Origin of the sequence: Pseudoalteromonas luteoviolacea (genome assembly GCF_018100925.1) — a bacterium.
Lineage (GTDB): Bacteria > Pseudomonadota > Gammaproteobacteria > Enterobacterales > Alteromonadaceae > Pseudoalteromonas > Pseudoalteromonas obscura.
The window spans coordinates 268,527-288,036 of the sequence record NZ_JAGJEH010000008.1; the positions used below are offsets into that span (position 1 = coordinate 268,527).

General features: G+C 41.6%; 19 protein-coding genes. 12 read left to right on the plus strand and 7 right to left on the minus strand.

The genetic code is table 11. The features are described from left to right. Positions 1 to 64 precede the first annotated feature (64 nt). On the plus strand, positions 65 to 970 hold the full coding sequence (locus J8M00_RS18570) for a hydrogen peroxide-inducible genes activator (RefSeq protein WP_211012008.1): 906 nt from the start codon (positions 65 to 67) through the stop codon (positions 968 to 970). A 31-nt stretch (positions 971 to 1,001) separates the two neighbouring features. Here the strand turns inward: J8M00_RS18570 and J8M00_RS28345 are convergent, their stop codons facing one another. Then, positions 1,002 to 1,199 (minus strand): hypothetical protein, encoded by a 198-nt coding sequence (locus J8M00_RS28345; RefSeq protein WP_247687452.1) that lies wholly within the window; start codon positions 1,197 to 1,199, stop codon positions 1,002 to 1,004. Between the two features lie 153 nt (positions 1,200 to 1,352). Continuing rightward, positions 1,353 to 3,860 carry a GGDEF/EAL domain-containing response regulator gene (locus J8M00_RS18575; protein ID WP_211012009.1) on the minus strand — a complete coding sequence of 836 codons (2,508 nt, stop codon included), beginning with the start codon at positions 3,858 to 3,860 and terminating at the stop codon, positions 1,353 to 1,355. A 269-nt stretch (positions 3,861 to 4,129) separates the two neighbouring features. Here J8M00_RS18575 and queA point away from each other — a divergent pair, with 269 nt between their 5' ends. The 8 genes from queA (at position 4,130) to J8M00_RS18615 (ending at position 13,372) form a co-directional block, all read left to right on the plus strand. Next, positions 4,130 to 5,164, plus strand: a complete 1,035-nt coding sequence (queA, locus tag J8M00_RS18580) for a tRNA preQ1(34) S-adenosylmethionine ribosyltransferase-isomerase QueA (protein ID WP_211012010.1) — start codon at positions 4,130 to 4,132, stop codon at positions 5,162 to 5,164. 205 nt (positions 5,165 to 5,369) lie between these two features. Further along, entirely contained in the window at positions 5,370 to 6,500 is a 1,131-nt protein-coding gene (gene tgt, locus J8M00_RS18585; RefSeq protein WP_023397443.1) for a tRNA guanosine(34) transglycosylase Tgt, read from the plus strand. Between the two features lie 34 nt (positions 6,501 to 6,534). Next, positions 6,535 to 6,873 carry a preprotein translocase subunit YajC gene (yajC, locus tag J8M00_RS18590; protein ID WP_023397444.1) on the plus strand — a complete coding sequence of 113 codons (339 nt, stop codon included), beginning with the start codon at positions 6,535 to 6,537 and terminating at the stop codon, positions 6,871 to 6,873. 21 nt (positions 6,874 to 6,894) lie between these two features. Then, positions 6,895 to 8,754: a protein translocase subunit SecD gene (gene secD / locus J8M00_RS18595; protein WP_211012011.1), complete on the plus strand. Its 1,860-nt coding sequence runs from the start codon at positions 6,895 to 6,897 to the stop codon at positions 8,752 to 8,754. Positions 8,755 to 8,762: 8 nt separating this feature from the next. Continuing rightward, a complete protein-coding gene (gene secF / locus J8M00_RS18600; protein ID WP_211012012.1) occupies positions 8,763 to 9,704 on the plus strand; it encodes a protein translocase subunit SecF in 942 nt (313 codons plus the stop codon). Between the two features lie 159 nt (positions 9,705 to 9,863). Then, positions 9,864 to 10,394: a hypothetical protein gene (locus tag J8M00_RS18605; protein WP_211012013.1), complete on the plus strand. Its 531-nt coding sequence runs from the start codon at positions 9,864 to 9,866 to the stop codon at positions 10,392 to 10,394. Between the two features lie 192 nt (positions 10,395 to 10,586). After that, positions 10,587 to 12,365, plus strand: a complete 1,779-nt coding sequence (locus J8M00_RS18610) for a GGDEF domain-containing protein (RefSeq protein ID WP_211012113.1) — start codon at positions 10,587 to 10,589, stop codon at positions 12,363 to 12,365. A 212-nt stretch (positions 12,366 to 12,577) separates the two neighbouring features. Further along, positions 12,578 to 13,372: a substrate-binding periplasmic protein gene (locus tag J8M00_RS18615; protein ID WP_211012014.1), complete on the plus strand. Its 795-nt coding sequence runs from the start codon at positions 12,578 to 12,580 to the stop codon at positions 13,370 to 13,372. Positions 13,373 to 13,378: 6 nt separating this feature from the next. Here the strand turns inward: J8M00_RS18615 and J8M00_RS18620 are convergent, their stop codons facing one another. From J8M00_RS18620 to J8M00_RS18640, 5 genes are all read right to left on the minus strand, one after another. Then, positions 13,379 to 13,993, minus strand: a complete 615-nt coding sequence (locus tag J8M00_RS18620) for a hypothetical protein (protein ID WP_211012015.1) — start codon at positions 13,991 to 13,993, stop codon at positions 13,379 to 13,381. A gap of 25 nt (positions 13,994 to 14,018) precedes the next feature. Then, positions 14,019 to 14,174 carry a hypothetical protein gene (locus J8M00_RS18625; protein WP_211012016.1) on the minus strand — a complete coding sequence of 52 codons (156 nt, stop codon included), beginning with the start codon at positions 14,172 to 14,174 and terminating at the stop codon, positions 14,019 to 14,021. A 347-nt stretch (positions 14,175 to 14,521) separates the two neighbouring features. Further along, a complete protein-coding gene (locus tag J8M00_RS18630; RefSeq protein ID WP_211012017.1) occupies positions 14,522 to 16,153 on the minus strand; it encodes a methyl-accepting chemotaxis protein in 1,632 nt (543 codons plus the stop codon). 145 nt (positions 16,154 to 16,298) lie between these two features. Further along, entirely contained in the window at positions 16,299 to 17,009 is a 711-nt protein-coding gene (rsuA, locus tag J8M00_RS18635) for a 16S rRNA pseudouridine(516) synthase RsuA (RefSeq protein WP_211012018.1), read from the minus strand. A 48-nt stretch (positions 17,010 to 17,057) separates the two neighbouring features. Further along, complete coding sequence (locus J8M00_RS18640) at positions 17,058 to 17,387, minus strand: 5-carboxymethyl-2-hydroxymuconate Delta-isomerase (RefSeq protein ID WP_211012019.1); 330 nt, start codon at positions 17,385 to 17,387, stop codon at positions 17,058 to 17,060. 207 nt (positions 17,388 to 17,594) lie between these two features. Between J8M00_RS18640 and J8M00_RS18645 the strand changes: the two genes are divergently transcribed. From J8M00_RS18645 to J8M00_RS18655, 3 genes are read left to right on the plus strand one after another with little or no spacing between them, the layout of a single operon-like run. Then, positions 17,595 to 18,380: a hypothetical protein gene (locus J8M00_RS18645; RefSeq protein ID WP_211012020.1), complete on the plus strand. Its 786-nt coding sequence runs from the start codon at positions 17,595 to 17,597 to the stop codon at positions 18,378 to 18,380. Then, positions 18,373 to 18,996: a LysE family translocator gene (locus J8M00_RS18650; protein ID WP_211012021.1), complete on the plus strand. Its 624-nt coding sequence runs from the start codon at positions 18,373 to 18,375 to the stop codon at positions 18,994 to 18,996. Before J8M00_RS18645 ends, J8M00_RS18650 begins: the two co-directional genes overlap by 8 nt. 8 nt (positions 18,997 to 19,004) lie before the next feature. Further along, positions 19,005 to 19,505 (plus strand): gamma-glutamylcyclotransferase family protein, encoded by a 501-nt coding sequence (locus tag J8M00_RS18655; RefSeq protein ID WP_211012022.1) that lies wholly within the window; start codon positions 19,005 to 19,007, stop codon positions 19,503 to 19,505. Positions 19,506 to 19,510: the final 5 nt, after the last annotated feature.

Below are 19,510 nucleotides of genomic sequence, written 5' to 3' on the forward strand. Positions count from 1 at the left end.
ACTTTTAGCTTGAAAAGATCTCAGCGCCAGTGGTGTTGGGGTCTTTTTATTTATGGGTATATCAGTGAATAACTTACCAAGTATAAAACAATTACAATACCTCATTGCAGTTCATCAACAACAACACTTTGGTCGTGCGGCTGAGGCGTGTTTTGTTGGTCAGTCAACGCTGAGCAGTGCAATCCAAAACTTAGAAGAAACGCTTGGCTGTCAGTTAATCGAGCGGGAAAATCGCAGTTTAATGTTTACTGATGTGGGTGAAGAAGTCGTTGCTCGTGCAAAAAAGATCATTGATGACTCTATCAGTGTGGTGGAATTAACAAAGAGTTTTAAAAACCCATTATCAGGAAAGCTGGTACTGGGATTAATCCCGACGATTGCCAGTTTTATTGCCGCGCCTCTATATGCGTATTGTCAAAGTGTCTTTCCCAATCTCCAGTTGGTACTGGTAGAAGATACCAGCGATAGGCTGCTAGATAAATTAGAGCACGGTCAGATTGATATGGGCATATTGGCACTACCTTACCGAACAGATAAATTTCATACTCAAGTATTGACGAAAGATCACTTTTCTTTAGTGCACCATAAAGACTATGAAATCCCTGATGCGCTGGAAGATTTTAACCTCTTACCTAAAGACAGTGTGTTCTTATTGGAGCGAGAGCACTGCATGACCGGTCATGCATTGAGTGCATGTAATTTGACTCGAAGTGAATGTATTAATCCATTTGAGGCGGCAAATTTGCACACACTGTTAAGCATGGTTGAGTACCAAAATGGGGTGACCTTTTTACCGCAAATGGCATTAAATGCCGGTATTTTGCAAGGCAAGCCTATGATCACATTGCCACCGCAAGCTGATGCATACAGAGAAATAGGATTACTGTGGCGTAAAACCACAGGCCGTATCCGTGATTTTAGGTTGTTTAGTAATGAGGTTGGTGAGTTCATTAAAAAGCAGTGCCAATAACACTGCTTTTGATTAAATGAAGAAGCATTTTTTAAGTCGAACTGAGCTTGCTCTGTGACATAATATTGGGTAGAAATAATAAGTACACCCAAACAACTAAGTTAAAATACGGTATAAACCCTAATACTGTAAACAACTTAGTTGGATACCCTTTTTGTTTGGCGCAGCGGTAACATTGTAATGTGATCAAACAATGCACCAGTGATAGAAACAGAATAAACTGAAACATACTTATCTCCCCGAATTCCATTACGAGATGTGCTCAAATCCATTGTATGTCTTCTACTTATATGTAAATAAGTAAAATAAGAAGACATTCATTGCGAACTTTTATTATAGTTGAGTTTTTTAGGGGCTGCAGCGACTTTTTTCCCCATTTTAATTAGCATGCTGTTTTTAAGGATAAAATAGTTTTCATAGCTTGCTTTAACTGCTCAACAGGAAGTGGTTTAGAGATATAGTAACCTTGTCCATAATCCACACCAATGTTTTTTAGTTCATCAAAAATTTCTTTACTTTCAACGTATTCTGCGACTGAACACTTATCCAACGAGTGACTAATATCATTGACAGCTTTAACGAGCGCAAGGTCAATAGGATCGTTTAACATATCGCGGACAAAGGATCCGTCAATCTTTACATGTTGTGCAGGTAGCTGTTTCAAGTAACTAAATGTACTGAACCCAGTGCCAAAGTCATCAATTGAAAAGTGACAGCCAAGTTGATTCAACTGGTTGATCATAGCTTGTGTTGCACTGAGGTTATTAATACTTGCCGATTCAGTAATTTCAAAAATAATACAGTGTGCAGGGACTTGAAAGTCTCGCAAACATGCCTGTATATGTGGCATTAAGCGTTCATCCAGAAATGACTGGGCAGAAAGGTTCAGGGAAATCTGATGTAGTTCAGGATGATTAGCAACAGCTCGAATGCTTTCTCTGATAACGGATTGGTCCATTAAATAAGTATCATTGAGCAGCTCCAAAGCTGGAATAAATTGATTGGGGTATATTAATTTGTCGTCAATAACTAAACGTAACAAGGCTTCAAAGTAGGCGATTTTATTAAGTTTAAAGTCCCAAATCGGTTGATAGTGTAGCTCAAATTGATTGTTCTTAAGCGCTTCGCGAACACTATGACCCCACTCTAAACCCGTTTGCAGGGTACTATTTTTGGCATCTTCTTTGGTGTAACAATGAACAAGATTACGGCCAAGGTTTTTTGCAATATAGAGAGCGATATCTGATTGTTTAAGGCACTCGTTGGGATCGCAGTTGACCCGGGAAATTTGCGTTAAGCCTATGGAGCAGCTGATCGTATAGCTGGCTTCTTCGGAATGAAATTGATGGCCTTCAATAGCACTGCAAATACTTTCAGCCATCATATGGGCATCTAATAAGCGTGTGTTTTTCAATAAAATTGCAAACTCATCACCACCGATCCGGAAGATTAAGTGTTCTTGGTTGATATGCGCTCTAAATAATTGCGCCACTTCTTGTAAGACAATATCACCCTGCTGGTGGCCCTTACTGTCATTAATTATCTTGAAATGGTCCAGATCAATGTAAATCAGCGCGTGCTCGATATCATCTTTGAGTTTTGCATCTTTGCAAAAGTGATTGAGCTGTTGATCAAAAAAGTAACGGTTGTGCAAGCCCGTTAGTGTGTCGTGTAATGCTAAGTGGCGTAGCTGTAACTCGGCTTCTTTGCGTTCGTGAATATTATCTATTGTGGCTGTGATTGAGGCGATATTTGTTTGGTTTTTAATTAGCTGAAAACGGCACTCAACCCATACAGATGCGCCAGAGTGATGGAGCAATTGGAGCTCAACGGTCGATGTATAAGGGCCGCTAAGCACCTCTTCAATGGCTTTGTTTAAGGCGGGTAAATCACTCTTTTGAACATAATCACAAAGACGTGTTGCCAAAGTTGATTTTAACTTATGGCCGGTCAATTGCTCCCAAGCAGGGTTAATAAAGCGAATACAGCCTGTAGCATCCAGTTCAAGAACCACTGTGTTCAAGTGCAATAAAATACGTTGGTGTGCTGAAAACAGTTCTTTATAACTTTGTTCTCGGCGGCTTAGCTGCTCTACTTTATGGGCAAATTCCGCATAACTCACCATAAAGTCTTCGCGCCTCGCAGCATGATCGCAGACCTTACTAAGGACAGATAAATTGTAGGGGACGCGGACGAAATCTGTTACCCCCAATAGCAACAGTTGTTCTGCATAGTCTGCATTTTGATTGTCAATTATGGTGACAATAGCTTGGCTGGGCTTATGCTGCAGTATGTTCTCAACAAGTTCTTTGGTGGTTTCTGCGCGTGTAGATGTTGCATCTAGCAACACAATTGAATAGTCATTTTGTAAAAACTCTGAGAGCGCCGCGTTTTCAGAGGTTACCGGGTTACATGTAAAGCTCAGCGCCAATTGTTCGCTAATATCGGCCGCTTTTTGTTCATTGGGCTCAAGTAATAACAAGTTTAAACGGCTACTCTTTTCTAAATGAGTGGACAACACATTGGCCAAGACTTGTGGCAGTACATCGTGACGTTCCAAAGGCAAGACTGCATCTATGCTATAGCTCCGAGCGGTGGTTTCAGCTATTCGTTCGCAATAAGTCGGGGGAATTAACACGATAGGTGTATTCTTGGGTGTTTTTAGCAATCCAGAGCGGATCATGCGAGAAAAGCGCCAGCCGTCTATTTTCCCAACATTTAAGCCGCTTATAACCAAATCAACGGCTTGTTGTTTCAGTACCTGCAAAGCCGCTTGTGTATCATTAAGTTCTATTATTTGAAATACATTGAGCTTTTGTAACGTTCTTATTACGGTTTGACGCTCACCATGATCTGCATTGACGAGTAATAAAGTAAGCTGTTTAGCCATGGCGTTACGACCCCAAACCCATGTTTTAAGTTTTTAAATGTTGCCCAATATTGCTTATTTATATGTTTTATATTGCTTTTTAAGCAACATGCCAAGACTTGCTCGAGCATCTTGGCGAGTTCTAACACATATAAATCAGTTCGTAGAGTAATGCTATTTGGCAAAGCTGACAAGAGGTGAAAAAGTATGAATAGATCATGTTTGTTGCTTGATTTCGTTATCTTGCAGCACTAGACTTGCCGCCTTATTGCACGAATATGAGGTCTGATATGCGCGTTGCTGACTTTAGTTTTGAACTTCCAGATGAATTGATCGCTCGCCACCCGAAAGCCGAGCGAACGAGTAGCCGTCTTTTAACATTGAATGGAAATAGCGGTGAATTAGAGCACAAGATATTTAAGGATATTATTGATCTGATTGAACCTGATGATTTAATCATTTTCAATAACACCAAAGTGATCCCAGCTCGTATGTTTGGTCAAAAATCTACAGGGGGTAAAGTCGAAGTTTTAGTTGAGCGCATTTTAGATGAGCACCGTGTACTTGCACATGTTCGTTCTAGTAAATCACCTAAGCCGGGTGCCGAGCTGATCCTTGAAGGCAAAGCGAATGCAACCATGGTTGCCCGTCATGGTGAATTATTTGAACTGGAGTTCAAAGGTGAACACTCAGTTCTAAATATTTTAGATGAAATAGGCCATATGCCACTACCGCCTTACATAGATCGCCCAGACGAAGAAGGGGATAAAGAGCGTTATCAAACCGTATATGGTGAAAAGCCTGGCGCAGTTGCAGCGCCTACTGCTGGTCTGCATTTTGATGATAGTTTGATGGCGCAGCTTAAAGACAAGGGCGTAGATATGGCCTTTGTTACTTTGCATGTAGGCGCAGGGACTTTCCAACCAGTTCGTGTTGATGATGTGCAAGAGCATCATATGCACTCTGAATATATTGAAGTTCCAGATGAAGTTGTTGATGCAGTTGCTAAATGCAAAGGCCGTGGTGGCCGCGTTATTGCCGTGGGTACAACGTCGGTAAGGTCTTTAGAGTCGGCTGCAAAAGTTCACGGCGGAGAACTAAAAACATTCTACGGCGATACCGATATTTTTATTTATCCAGGTTATAAGTTTAATGTTGTCGATGTGATGATCACCAACTTTCACTTACCAGAGTCAACATTGATCATGCTAGTCAGTGCGTTCTCAGGTCAAGAACATATCATGAATGCCTATCAGCAGGCGATCGCTCAGAAATATCGCTTTTTCAGCTATGGCGATGCGATGTTTTTAACTAAAAAACAATAATATAGTTTTTAGAAGCCGGCTAATTGCCGGTTTTTTTATATTTACACCCCGCCTTTTTTGGTTGTGACTTTATTTATTCCTTTTTAGCCCCAATATTAGAATTGCGCGGGCTTTATTGATAGAATCTGACGGTTTATATGGCCCCATTGCAAATGGGAGTCACAGGTTGAGTTTTGTTGGACTGTTTTTCCGACACGAGGTAGTTATGAAATTTGAATTAGATTGCACACATGGCAAAGCACGTCGCGGACGTTTGGTATTTGATCGCGGCGTTGTAGAAACACCTGCATTCATGCCTGTTGGTACATACGGCACCGTAAAAGGTATGACGCCAGATGAATTGAAAGATACAGGTGCACATATTTGTTTGGGTAATACGTTTCACTTGATGTTACGCCCTGGCACTGAAATCATTAAACAGCACGGTGATCTGCATGACTTTATGAATTGGGATAAGCCAATTTTGACCGATTCAGGTGGTTTCCAAGTATTTAGCCTAGGTGCAATGCGTAAAATTTCTGAAGAAGGTGTACTGTTCAAGTCACCAGTCAACGGTGAAAAGATCATGTTGTCTCCTGAAAAAGCGATGGAAGTACAGCGCGATTTAGGCTCAGATATCGTGATGATATTTGACGAATGTACGCCTTATCCTGCAACTGAAAAAGAAGCTAAAGACTCCATGGAGTTATCACTGCGTTGGGCGAAGCGCTCAAAAGAAGCCCATGCAGATAACCCGTCAGCTTTATTTGGTATTATTCAAGGCGGTATGTATCCAGAGCTGCGTGCTGAATCACAAAAAGGTCTAGAAGAGATTGGCTTTGATGGTTATGCGCTAGGTGGACTATCTGTGGGCGAGCCAAAAGAAGAAATGGTTAAAATTTTGGATCACTGCGCCTACAAAATGCCGGAACAAAAACCACGTTATTTAATGGGCGTAGGTAAGCCTGAAGACCTAGTAGAAGCTGTACGCCGCGGTATTGATATGTTCGACTGTGTAATGCCGACACGAAATGCGCGTAATGGCCACTTGTTTGTTACCGACGGTGTGATTAAAATCCGTAATGCTGTTCATAAAACAGATACAAGTCCGCTTGATGCAGAGTGTGATTGTCATACGTGTAAAAATTACTCGCGTGCCTATTTACATCACTTAGATAAGTGTAATGAAATACTAGGTGCGCGTTTAAATACCATTCATAACTTGCGTTACTATCAACGTTTGATGGAAGGTATGAGAAATGCCCTAACTGAGGGCACATTTGATGAGTTTGTCGCTGACTTTTATGCGCGTAGAGGACTACCTGTACCTCCTCTTGCTGATGTAGAAGCAGAATAACAGTTTTATATAAAAAATTAGATGAGGAAAAGCAATGAGCTTATTTATTTCTAGTGCCCATGCAAGCACAGCGGCAGCAGCGCCAGCAGGTGGTGGCATGGAAATGCTGATCATGTTAGCTATTTTCGGTTTGGTATTTTATTTCCTAATTTACCGTCCGCAAGCGAAGCGTGTTAAAGAGCATAAAGACCTAATGGGTGCACTTGGCAAAGGCGATGAAGTCTTAACGTCAGGTGGTCTGGTTGGTAAAGTTTCGAAAGTTGCTGAAGACAAGGATTTCGTGGTAATTGCCTTGAATGATCAAGTTGAAGTAACTGTACAAAAGTCAGCAGTGGCAGCAGTTTTACCTAAGGGTACAATGAAGTCGCTATAACAATAACAAAGGGATAATCCAGTGCTAAACAAGTATCCAATGTGGAAATATTTACTTGTACTCGCTGTATTGGCCGTGGGCATTCTATATGCCACCCCTAATATGTATGGTCGAGATCCGGCCATACAGATCTCTGGAAAGAAAGGGGCCAGCGCCGATTTAAGCGTGCTTGATCAAGCAAATAAAACATTAAAAGACAATAATTTACCTATCAAATCTGCTGTCCTCGAAGAAGGGCAAGTTCTCATTCGCTTCAAGAATGTAGAAGATCAGCTTAAGGCACAGGATATCCTGCGTGGAACACTAAGCGAAGACTACATTTCTGCAATCAACATGTCTCCAGCGCAACCTGACTGGCTTAAGAGCATTGGTGCAAATCCAATGAAGTTAGGCTTGGATCTCAGCGGTGGTGTTCACTTCACCATGGAAGTGGACATGGCGACGGCACTTGGCAAAGCGCTTGAGCAGATGGAACAAGATTATAAGAGCGATTTACGAGGTGAGAAGCTTCGCTATCGCACTATCCGTGAAGTGGCAAATAGTGACCGTATTCAGGTTGTGATGCGTTCTGTCGAAGACAAAAAAGCCGCTGAACGCTTTTTGAAAAGTCGCTACCCAGGCAATGTGTTTGTTAACGACAGCAGTAATGAGTTAGCATTTTTCTCTAGCCTGAGTGATTTAAAGGTTCGTGAACTTCGCGATTACGCCATCAAGCAAAACGAAACCATTATTCGTAACCGTATCAACCAGCTTGGTGTTGCTGAACCAAACGTACAAAGACAAGGTTCTGAGCGCATAATTGTGCAATTACCGGGTGTACAGGACACGGCGCGTGCGAAAGAAATTTTAGGAGCCACAGCAACGCTAGAGTTCCGTGAAGTCGATGACAGAGCGGATACGCGCACAGCTGCACAGGGCCGAGTGCCTGCGGGGAGTGAAGTACTGTATCATAAAGACGGTTACCCTGTTGTGTTGAAAAAACGTGTGATCCTTGAAGGTGTTCATATTACGGGTGCGCAGTCTGGTATGGATGAATATCAGCGCCCACAAGTTAGTATTAACCTTGACAGCAAAGGTGGCGCGAAAATGAGTGCCTTTACTAAACGTGCTGTCGGTAAGAGCATGGCAACGGTGTTCATCGAATATAAACCTTCCGGTAAGAAAGATGAGAATGGTAAAGCGCTGCCACCTATTAAGGTAGAAGAAGTTATAAACGTCGCAACTATTCAATCTCGTTTAAATAACTCTTTCCGTATTACAGGCATTGATAATCCGGCTGAAGCCCATAACTTGAGCTTACTTCTAAGAGCCGGTGCTTTGGTAGCGCCAATTCAAATTGTTGAAGAGCGCACGGTCGGTCCAAGCTTGGGTCAAGAAAACATTGAAGCGGGTATGACGGCGGTAGTATTAGGCTTTGCCTTTGTGCTTGGATTCATGTTGATGTATTACAAAGGGTTTGGCTTAGTTGCTAATCTGGCACTTGCTGCAAACCTTGTGATGATCATTGGTGTGATGTCGATGATCAGTGGTGCGACACTTACTTTACCTGGTATCGCAGGTATTGTATTGACTGTTGGTATGGCCGTTGATGCAAACGTACTTATCTTTGAGCGTATTCGTGAAGAATTAGCCGATGGACGTAGTCCACAGCAGGCTGTTCACTTTGGTTACGACAGCGCATTCAGTACTATTTTCGATGCGAATATCACAACACTAATCGCTGCAATTATCCTGTTCTCAGTTGGTACGGGTCCAATTGCGGGCTTCGCAGTCACACTTGCGATTGGTATTTTGACTTCAATGTTTACCGCGATCATTGGTACTCGTGCCGTGATCAACGCCTTTATCGGTGGTAAACGCATCAACAAATTGTCGATATAGGAGCGGGCATGCAATTATTAAAATTATCGAGCACGATCCGCTTTATGTCGGCAAGAAAGATGTCGATGGCGTTTTCTGCTTTATTGATTTTGGCTTCTATCGCATCGTTTGTGACCAAGGGCTTAAACTTTGGTCTGGACTTTACCGGCGGTACGGCAGTTGAAGTGGGATTCTCGCAACCTGCGGATTTACCTAAAATTCGTAAAGTATTGGCTGAGAATGGCTTCGCAGATGCCGCAGTGACTTTGTTTGGTTCAAGCCAAGAAGTGTTGGTACGTATCGCACCGCGTGATGATGTAAAAGCTGAGACCATTGGTAACCAGTTGATCGATGCATTGAAATTGGCTGATAGCAGCGTAGAGATGCGTCGTATCGAATTTGTAGGCCCTAGCGTGGGTGAAGATCTAAAGGAAGATGGCGGCTTGGCTATGTTGACTGCACTTCTGTGTATTTTGGTCTACGTAGCATTTCGCTTTGAGTGGCGTTTTGCTATCGGCGCTGTTGCGGCACTATTCCACGATGTAATTTTAACGATGGGACTCTTCTCTTTATTGGGGTTAGAGTTTGATTTGACGATTCTTGCAGCAATCTTGGCCGTTATAGGTTACTCGCTGAATGATACCATCGTTGTATCTGACAGGATCCGTGAAAACTTCCGTAAAGTTCGTATCGACGACACATTGGAAATCATCAACATTTCATTGACGCAGACGATGAACCGTACGCTTGTGACTTCAATCACAACAATCTTGGTACTTATTGCCTTGTTTGTGTGGGGTGGTCAAACAATCCACGGTTTTGCAACAGCACTGTTGTTTGGTGTGTTCATTGGTACATACTCTTCTGTTTATGTTGCAAGCTCCGTTGCGGTTGCAATGGGTGTAAGTAAAGAAGACTTGATCCCAGTCGAAGTAGAGAAAGAAGGTGCAGATTTAGACGCTATGCCTTAATTATGAGTATTTGAGCAGCAATTAGTGCTTGCTCATACAACTCAAGTCTATTTCGATCTGAATCAAAAAGGCCACATTTATTGTGGCCTTTTTGGTTTCAAATTCATGACAAGACTGTATAATGAGAATTGTTATCAATAATATTGAATTGAGGATTGTATGTATAAACAGCTAGGAATTGCATGCGCTGCTTTGGCACTATTTGCATGTTCAGAACAACCAAGCACGCAAGAAGCTAAATCTGAAGCAAAAGCACCTGCAAGTGAAAACGCACTGGGTCAATATAAAACTCAGGCCACTTCATTGTTAGCAAACATTAGGGAACAAAAACCAGCTGCCGCTCTAGAGCAAGAATCGGCAGAGTTAGTAGCAACATCTCGAGATGTGTTAGCAAATTTTGTGACCAAATATCCTCAATGTAAAGATTATCTAGACGCACTTGATAAAGCTGCGGATGTGATCCCTACACTACCTTTGGAAGAGATTGAAAGCGGCTACCACGAAGACGGTAAACTGCCCAAATACAGTGATCCTGTATGTTATCACGCCAAAGATTTGTTGGTGCACCCAGCAACCGTGCAAGCGATTGCTAAATTGGGCTTCACTGAGAAAACTCATTACCAAGACGCAGAGCTAGAAATTGTCGAAGTGATCGCACACTTTGATCAAGTAGAACGTGCTTTGAATTAATCATGTAGTGAGATGAAAGCAATTTGTTTTCATCTCACTTGCTGCCCACAAATTCACCTTCACTCCACATTTATCCCTGAAATTGGTAATTTCCATTGGATTGCAATCTAACTGTCATAAATCTTTGATATTTTGCTCGATTATTGAGCACTTGAATTAAGTTTGGTTGTTTCGGTGGATCCTTTATACGTCATGTTGGATGACATTTTGCAAAACGAAGCTGTATATCCAATGTTTCAACCCATTTTTGATATAGCAAAAGAACAGGTACTAGGCTTTGAAGCATTGAGCCGAGGTAGTTTAGATAACGAGTTGATGCAGCCTGACAAGATGTTTGCAGCTGCCAGTAAATATGACCGACTATCTGAACTGGAACTACTTTGTCGAAAAAAGGCGATTGCACAGTTTGCTGCATTAAATTTACCCGGGAAGCTTTTTCTAAATGTAAGCCCTAAGGCCTTACTCGATCCCCAGCACCCAAAAGGGGAAACTCGCCATTTAATTGAAGACGCTGGATTAAATTGTAACCGAGTAGTTATTGAGGTCACAGAGCAGGACAAAGTGGATGACGGGTTTTTATTGCTAAAAACCATTTCACACTATCGCCAATTAGGTTTCCAAATTGCTATTGATGATTTGGGGGCTGGCTATTCAGGATTAAAACAGTGGTCCGAATTGTGTCCGGACTTTGTTAAAGTTGATCGTTATTTTATCGATTATTGTGATCAGAGTATCGTAAAAAGAGAGTTCCTTAAATCGATTATCGAACTGGCTAAGGCGACCAACACCGCTGTTATCGCCGAGGGGATCGAGCGAGTGGAAGAATTAAAATTGCTCAAAAAAATGGGCATTATCAATGCTCAAGGCTTTTTGTTGGCTAAACCAAGTCGAGAATCAAATGACTTAGCTGTGAACCCTAGCCATATACTCAACGCACAAATTAAATCTGAACCAACCGTAAGCCAGTTTGAGCAGTCGATGGCCATAGGCTGGTTAGCGCATGATGTCCCTGCTATTCACATGAATACCCAATGTTTGGATGCACATCGGCGTTTTGAACAAAATAAAAGGCTAACAAGCATTGCTGTATTAAACGATATGCGACAGCCTGTAGGGCTGTTACATCGTGACCAATTAACAGAAGTCTTTGCGGCTCCTTATGGTCACGCTCTATTTGACAAAAAACCCGTTGTCAAACTCATGGATAAGCAGCCTTTGATCGTTGATGAGCAACAGCAGCTCGACTTTGTCAGTCAACTTATAACCGAAAATGAATTTGATATTAGACGACATATAGTGATCACCAAAGAGGGTGAGTATATTGGTCTAGCGCCTCTAAGAGATATTTTAAAACACATTACAGAGGATAAGATTCGCCATGCGCAACATGCTAACCCATTGACTATGTTGCCTGGCAACGTTGCAATCAATGAGGCGATTGAACAGCGACTTCGTGCTAAACATACTTTTTCACTGGCTTATATCGACTTAAATCACTTTAAACAGTTTAACGATCTCTATGGCTATGCCAGTGGGGATAGCGTCATCAAGTTACTAGCGGATGTCACCCTACAGGTATGCCAGCACAGCCAGTGTTTTGTTGGTCATATCGGTGGGGATGATTTTATGGTGGTGTTTGACCAAGCCGATGCCGAATGTTTATGTCACCAGATCATTGAGCAATTTGAAGCGCGCTCCAAGGCTTTATTTACTCCTGAACATGTTGCTGCTGGCGGGTATTGGGCGACAAATAGAGAGGGACAAAAACAGTTTGTTCCTTTACTGACTCTTTCAATCGGTTTAGTAACACCAGACGTAGAATCATGTAAAAACAGTCACCAAGTTGCGGCTTTAGCTACTGACGCGAAGAAAGAAGCTAAGCGCTACAGAAACAGCTACTTGTTTGTATGCAATCGACGTAAACCGAGTGCGCCTATGGTGAGGTTAGAAGTTGAAGCCGCTGTTAACTAAATCACGTATGTGGCTCATCAATTAAATTTGGTAGTGGGAATAATGTGTGCAGCCCCAGCTGAGTTTGTTGCTAATTAGCGCAAACATATTGCTTCGTGAATATAAATTGTGAAATATATATACTTAAGGCGAAGAGAAATTCTTTCTTTGTTTATATATAGTGATTTACAACGTCGTAATTGCCGAGCTAATTAGCACGTTTGGGGAACATTATGATCAGACATATTTTTTACTTTTTCCTAATTGCACTTGCCATTACAGTAAGTGCAAACGATAACCAAAAAGAAACCATCTATGTCGCTAAAGAGCAGCGTCCGCTATACGATCGTGACCTTTTTTTATATGAGTTACTGCAAAAGGCATTAACAGCGGTTGATCACGACGTCAATATTGAACATGTAAAAGTGCACCCACACCAACAGCGGACATTAATGGCGCTCAGTAAAGGACAAGTTGACTTGCATTGGAGTATGACAAGCCCTGCGCGTGAGAAGCTCGCAATAGCGGTAAAATTCCCTTTGTTTGATGGCTTAATTGGCAAACGTGTATTGATCATCCATAAAGCCCAATACGCTCGTTTCAAAGCAGTTACAGAGATAGCGCAGTTAAGTCGTTTTACAGCGGTGCAGGGGCACGATTGGCCCGATACCAAAATACTGTCTAGCAATGGGCTAAACGTAAAACCCATAGTAAATTACCAAGCGATGTTTGATATGGTGCTGGATAAAAAAGCAGATTATTTTCCACGCTCTATTGTCGAGGCACAATCTGAAATCGTAAACCAAAATCATCCTGAACTAATGATAGTGCCAGATTACTATTTATCTTATCCTGCAAGGTTTTATTTTTTCGTCAATAAAGACAAACCTGAATTGGCCAACAAGCTAGAAATGGGGTTAGCTAAATTGAAAAGCAGCGGTGCTTACCATGCGCTATTACAGCGTTATTTTGACTTAAATATGTTGTCAAAGGGTCACATGCTGCCGCTAACAAACCCATTTCATTGAAATTATTTAGCGCCTTATTGAAGGGACCTTAAAGTCATACGCCTCTTTGTAAGTGATAAATGTCAACACGACTAAAACACCGCAAAAGAGCGAATAATTTAAGTAGCCGGTGACGTCAAAGGCATAGAAAAAGAACGTCATATCATACCCCTTACCGTTACGGATATAATTCTCTATCAGCGCAAAGAAGCTCATTGCCGCACTGATGAGGCAAAGCCAAGGCAATATACTGTCAGCAAATGTATATCGAATTTTGTGCTTAGGAAAAAGACGTTTAGAGATTTCTACCCGATAAGTTAGCGGTACTAAAATAATGAGTTCTTTGAATAAGTGAACGCCGTAAATTAAGCTATTTTGGATAAGCCTATCTCCGGGAGTCGATACTAAGCTGATCAAGCCAGTCGTGAAGATAATGTTTTCAAATAAGACCGGGATCATCGCAATAAATGAAATGGAGCATATATTAACATCTCTGAGTCTATGCCCAATTAAGAATACCAGAGAGATGATAGAGATATAGGCGAGGAAAAAGAAATAGGTCGCGTCTTGAATAATAAAGATCACCACTACCATTACAACATAAGGTAGTAGTAAATCTTTGAATGCAAACTGTTTTGCCATAAGTGATGCTTATCAGAAAAATAAGTTAAGGGTATTGGCTGGGCTTTTTTTGGCCCGCTTTATTATTTGCAACAAGCGCCTCTCGCTGTGAGTTTCGCTCTTCTGAAAAAGGGTCCGCAGGACCTAATAAACCTGAGCCGCCTGTAATTAAACGGCATTGTTTGTTAGCAATCATCTTCATTGTGATTATCCTTATTTCATTATCGTCTAGTCAGCTATATGAATGTGAGACATTCTCTAGTTTCCAATGGCAATAGGCACAACGCAAAGCCTTACTGCTTTACCAGAAGAAGTATCACCAAAAATCATTAAAAAGAACCAAAAACAAAAATAAAGTTGGTACTTTACGTTCGATTTATTCTGGGCGACTCAATGAATTTAACACCAAATAATTTAGAGTTAAACATTTTTTTACAAAAAAATAGGATGCTAAATTCAGGCCAATTTGTGAAAAAAAATACCCAAAATAGAAAAGGTTAGATGTACCTATTCTACTTTGGGAAAGTGCTTTACGGTAAAAGTGTGAAATTAAAGCTTAAATTTCGCCATTTCACTTTCTAATTGTGCTGCTTGCGCTTTAATACTATCAGTCGCACTATGGGCTTGCTGCGACACGTTCGCTGTTTGTGCAGCAGTATCAGAGATAGTAACGACCCGCCTTGCGGTGTCTTCTCCAGCCATTAGTTGCTCTTTTGCTGCCAGGGCTATTTGGTCACTCATCTGAGAAATCGCGCTCAGAGAGGTGGCTACGCTGCGCAGTGCTTCGCTGGCTTCATTTGACATCGAAACCGTTTTTTCACTGGTTGCAATACTCAGAGAAACCGAAGATTTGGCCTCCTGTGTCGCTGCTTGCAAGTTACCAATCATGGTGTGAATTTCTTCGGTACTTGATTGAGTGCGCTGAGCAAGTTGACGTACTTCATCGGCAACTACGGCAAACCCTCTGCCTTGCTCGCCAGCACGAGCTGCTTCAATTGCTGCGTTTAGTGCAAGTAAGTTGGTTTGTTCTGCAATGCTCTGAATAACACTGAGTACATTGGCAATATTATTCACTTCCTCATCCAGTGCTTGAATATTATTGCCTGCACTATCAATCTGTTGCTCTAGCAGTACAATGGCTTCACTTGCGTTGGCGGTAAGTCGATCGGCGTTTTGACCTTGGCTTTCTGCTTCCTGTACTGAAAAAGCTGCTTGCTCTGCATGTTCTACAACCGTTTGAGCTGATGCCGTTAATTCAGTTATGGCTGATGCAACCATCTGAGTTTCTTCACTTAAGCTTAATGTCAGGCTTTCGAGATCATTAGATCGGGCTTCACCGTCATAACTTTGCTCTTTTAACTTGTCACTGACAATCATAAGTCCGCTGACTACACCTTTTAGACCATCTTGCATATAGCGCATTGCCGCCATAATGCTGTAATCCTTAGCATGAGAAGTATCTATTTGTGATGTGAGATTGCCATGAGAGACATGACGCACGATATCAAGTACTTCATTCAACTCAGCACCAAGTTTATTGGACAGCGATAGTCCATAGCGCGTGACGGTGAAAGTGAGTGCGATTGCAATAATGAGTGACAGTGTGAGTAGCCAGCTAGCGGTTTCCCAATATCTTGCATCAACTTCTTTGTAACTGATGCCTGTGCCAACATACCACCCGAATAGAGAGGTTTTTTGCACCACAGAGGTTAAGTCAACAACTTCTCCATCTCGTCGAGAGTTCCAGTGGTAAGTAATGATCCGGTTGGTTTTATTGCCTACCTTGCGCTCTACCAGTCGTCCAATACTGTTGCCACCTGCGTCTTTAAAGTCGTTAAAGCTGGTGCCATGTAGCTGCGGGTCATGGGGAGCCGCAACAAAATTAAGCTGCTCATCGACCACATATACATATTCGGAGTCGTGATATTTATTTTCTCTAAGAATTTGTGCTGCCAGCTTTTTTGCTTCTTGTTCCGTTAATTCGCCAGCTCGCACAAATTGCTCGAATTGTTCTACGATATTGACAGTACTTTTCATCAATTGATTAATTCGAGCGATATTATCCGTTTCACTGGCGTGACGAAGTGATTGCAGCCCGAGCACCGCGATGGAAATTAAGGCGATAAAAATTGCAGCTGCAAAAAATATTATTTTTAGTCTTAAAGTCAGAGTCGAAAACACAATATGCACCTTAGCGAGGAAGTTAAAAGTTTATGGCACTCTACCTTTATGATTTATCACGTTTGAGCGCGCTATGTAAGTAGGGCTTTGCCGTATATAAGTAAAAATTAGATGATTTTTCCTCATATGACGACCTTATTACGACCTATTTTGCATTGATTATGTTTATTTCATGCTCTGTAAGAGGGCGATATTCACCAGCAGAGAGTTTGCTATCAAGTTCAATATCGCTAATTTTTTCTCTATGCAATTCAACAACATGATTTGATACTGCAGCTAACATACGTTTCACTTGGTGATATTTTCCCTCGCAGATAGAGAGGCGCAGTGCATATTTATCAACGGCTTGCGCTTGTGCAGGTCGAGTTAATTGCTTTTCGTTGTGTAAAGCCACACCATGACGCAATTGCTCGAGCGCTTCTTCTGTAATTATTTCTTTTGTTTCAACAAGGTATGTCTTATATTTTTGCTTTTTTGGCGAGGTAATTTGGTGCGACCAATCACCATCATTGGTGATCAGTACGAGCCCCGTAGTATCGATATCAAGTCTGCCAGCGACATGAAAATCTTTTAAGTTCGGTTCATCAAGTAAATCAAAAACAGTAGGGTGTAATTCATCGCTATTAGCGCATACATAGCCTTGTGGTTTGTTTAACATGAAGTATCTTTTACCTAGATATTTCAGCTGCTTACCACTTAATTCGACACTGTCTTCGCGAGTAATTTGAACATCGCTTTTTTTTGTTACAATGCCGTTGATAGACACTTCTCCCTTTTTAATCAGGATTTTTACTTTGCTGCGCGGCAGTTCGTTTATATGGCTAACGAATTTGTCTATTCGGCATGGGAATTTCATCTATTTTCTCTTACTTGATGGTATTGCTAGGTGCACATTATGAATCATTTAATTTTTTCGATAAATAGCTGGGTCTAAATCATAGGGGTGCACACTCAAACTGACGGAGTCAGAAAGTAAGGTGCGCAATGTGTTCAGTAGGGACTCGCTTAGGTGTTGTTTTTGGGTTTGGGTTCTACCTGCCAAGAGGTGAACTTGGACATGGACAAAGTCAGTTTTACCATCTCCCAGTAGGCATTGCGGAAATGCCACTCGACGAGTTTTAATGGTGCTTGCATCAAATAGGTTTGTATCTATAGTGCTTTGGTGTATGGATTTCAGTAATTGTGAAAAGTCGGTATCTAAAGACGCTGAATGTTCAATAATGATATGTGGCATAAAGTTGTGACTGTTTATTCTTGGTGCTTCATCATAATTGGCTTCTCGCTGTTAGCCAAGTCTAATACCTTAGATCTCAAAGTATGGTCCGTAGAGATTTTGCTACCGTGCTTTTAATGTTACTTTATCATCGTCTTACCTTGCTTTAACTGAATAGGCCTTGGTAAGGTGTTGAGTTATTAACCTCTAGAGATTTCGAAAAAGCGTATGTTATCAATTTTTAAGCCCAAGCCTCTGTTAGAGTCCGCTGAGTCACAATCGCTAATTGATTTATTTCTGTGGGCTGCAGAACATTTTGATAGTGAGTATTTTTTACAAAAAACCCAAATTGTACAGCCAACAGAAAAACACTTTCCTGACAGAGTCACTAGCGTTGAAGAGATGGCACAATCTGTGTTTGAACGAGTGAGAAACTACGCAGGTTTATCTCACTGGCCAATTCAGTTAAGTGCGCCACAACATATGCCAATGCAGCAGGCATTTCCTCAGTTTACATTTTCTGGTGGGCTAAGAGGAGAAGATATTTCGTTGGTGAGCAAACCAACTCAGCCAATTTTGTTGTCTTATAATCCAAACCAAATTAATCAACCACAAGATCTTGTGGCGAGTATGGCTGGTGGTATGGCGCTGATGCTAATTCATCATGTTGGAAAGTTACCGCCAGGTGGACAGCAAAACTTATCTGTGGCGGCAGATGTATTGGCGACATTTATGGGCTTTGGCACCATGTTATGTAACACCGCGTATCATTTTAGAGGCGGGTGTGGCTCATGTTACAATCCGTATGCAAATCGTCAAGCTGCGCTGAGTGAGCAAGAAAGTATATTTTTACATGCTTTAGTATGCCACTTTAAAGGAGATCAACAGGGTGGGAAGCATCTTAAACCGCATTTAAAAGGCATGTATAAAAAGGCGCAAAAACAACTAAATAAAATATTACAAACGTCGCCAGACCCTATGTTACTGGCGCTAGAGGAACGCGGCCGTGGTTGAATATCTCGATGAATTCTTAATCATCGCACTGGCACATTTTTTTGCGGTTGCAAGCCCAGGTCCTGATTTTGCGATTGTTTTGAAGCAAAGTGTCCAACAGGGCAGACGGAATGCACTGTATACAAGCGCAGGTGTCGGTTTAGGGATTTTTGTGCATGTTTCATATTGCCTACTTGGTGTTGCGATACTGTTGGCTAATTCCCCTGAACTCTTCGACTTATTTAAGTATATTGCTGGCGCTTATTTGGCTTATATGGGTGTACAGGCATTACGTGCTAAAAAGAACACGGAACCTGAGCAAGCTATTGGTGCATCGTCGAACACCGAGTCTGATTTTAAAGCCTTGCGACGTGGCTTTTTAGTGAATGCATTAAACCCAAAAGCGACGCTATTTTTTCTGTCTTTATTCACCTTGATGATCGATCCTGAAACCCCTCAGTCGATACAAATTTTTTATGGCTTGTATATGGCTTTGGCAACTTGGGTTTGGTTTTCTTTGTTATCAGTGGTTTTATCTAGACCGAAAGTTCGACGGTTTTTCCACCGTGCCGGACACTGGTTTGATAGAGGGATTGGCGTGGTGTTACTGCTTTTGGCAATGCGAGTTGTGATATAGGCAGCGCAATGCAAACTGACGATTATTTTTATTTTGCCTACGGTTCAAATCTTTCAACTTTGCGGCTTAAACAAAGGCTGCCGAATGCACGTTTAATTGGCACAGCCATTTTACAAGGGCACCAACTCACATTTGATATGCTGAGCAAAGACGGTTCTGCCAAGTGCAATATTGCTAGTGCGTCAGCGCCCATGGTTGTCTATGGTGTTGTGTACGGCTTGACTCAATCAGAGATAGTGGAGTTGGATAACATTGAAGGCCCTCGTTATGATCGTGTAGTGTTCAATGTCGATTTAATGAATCGAAGAACGATTGCAGCCCATTGTTATGTTGCAAATACTTTCGTCAGCAATCAGCTTCCCTTTACTTGGTATAAACAACATGTACTAAACGGCGCTTTGGAACATGGGTTTCCTGCTCCATATGTTGAAAGAATCAAAATGCAAAAAAGCATTGTCGACGAGAATGAAAATAAACATATTTTGGAATTAAACATTTATAAAAAATAAGGCAA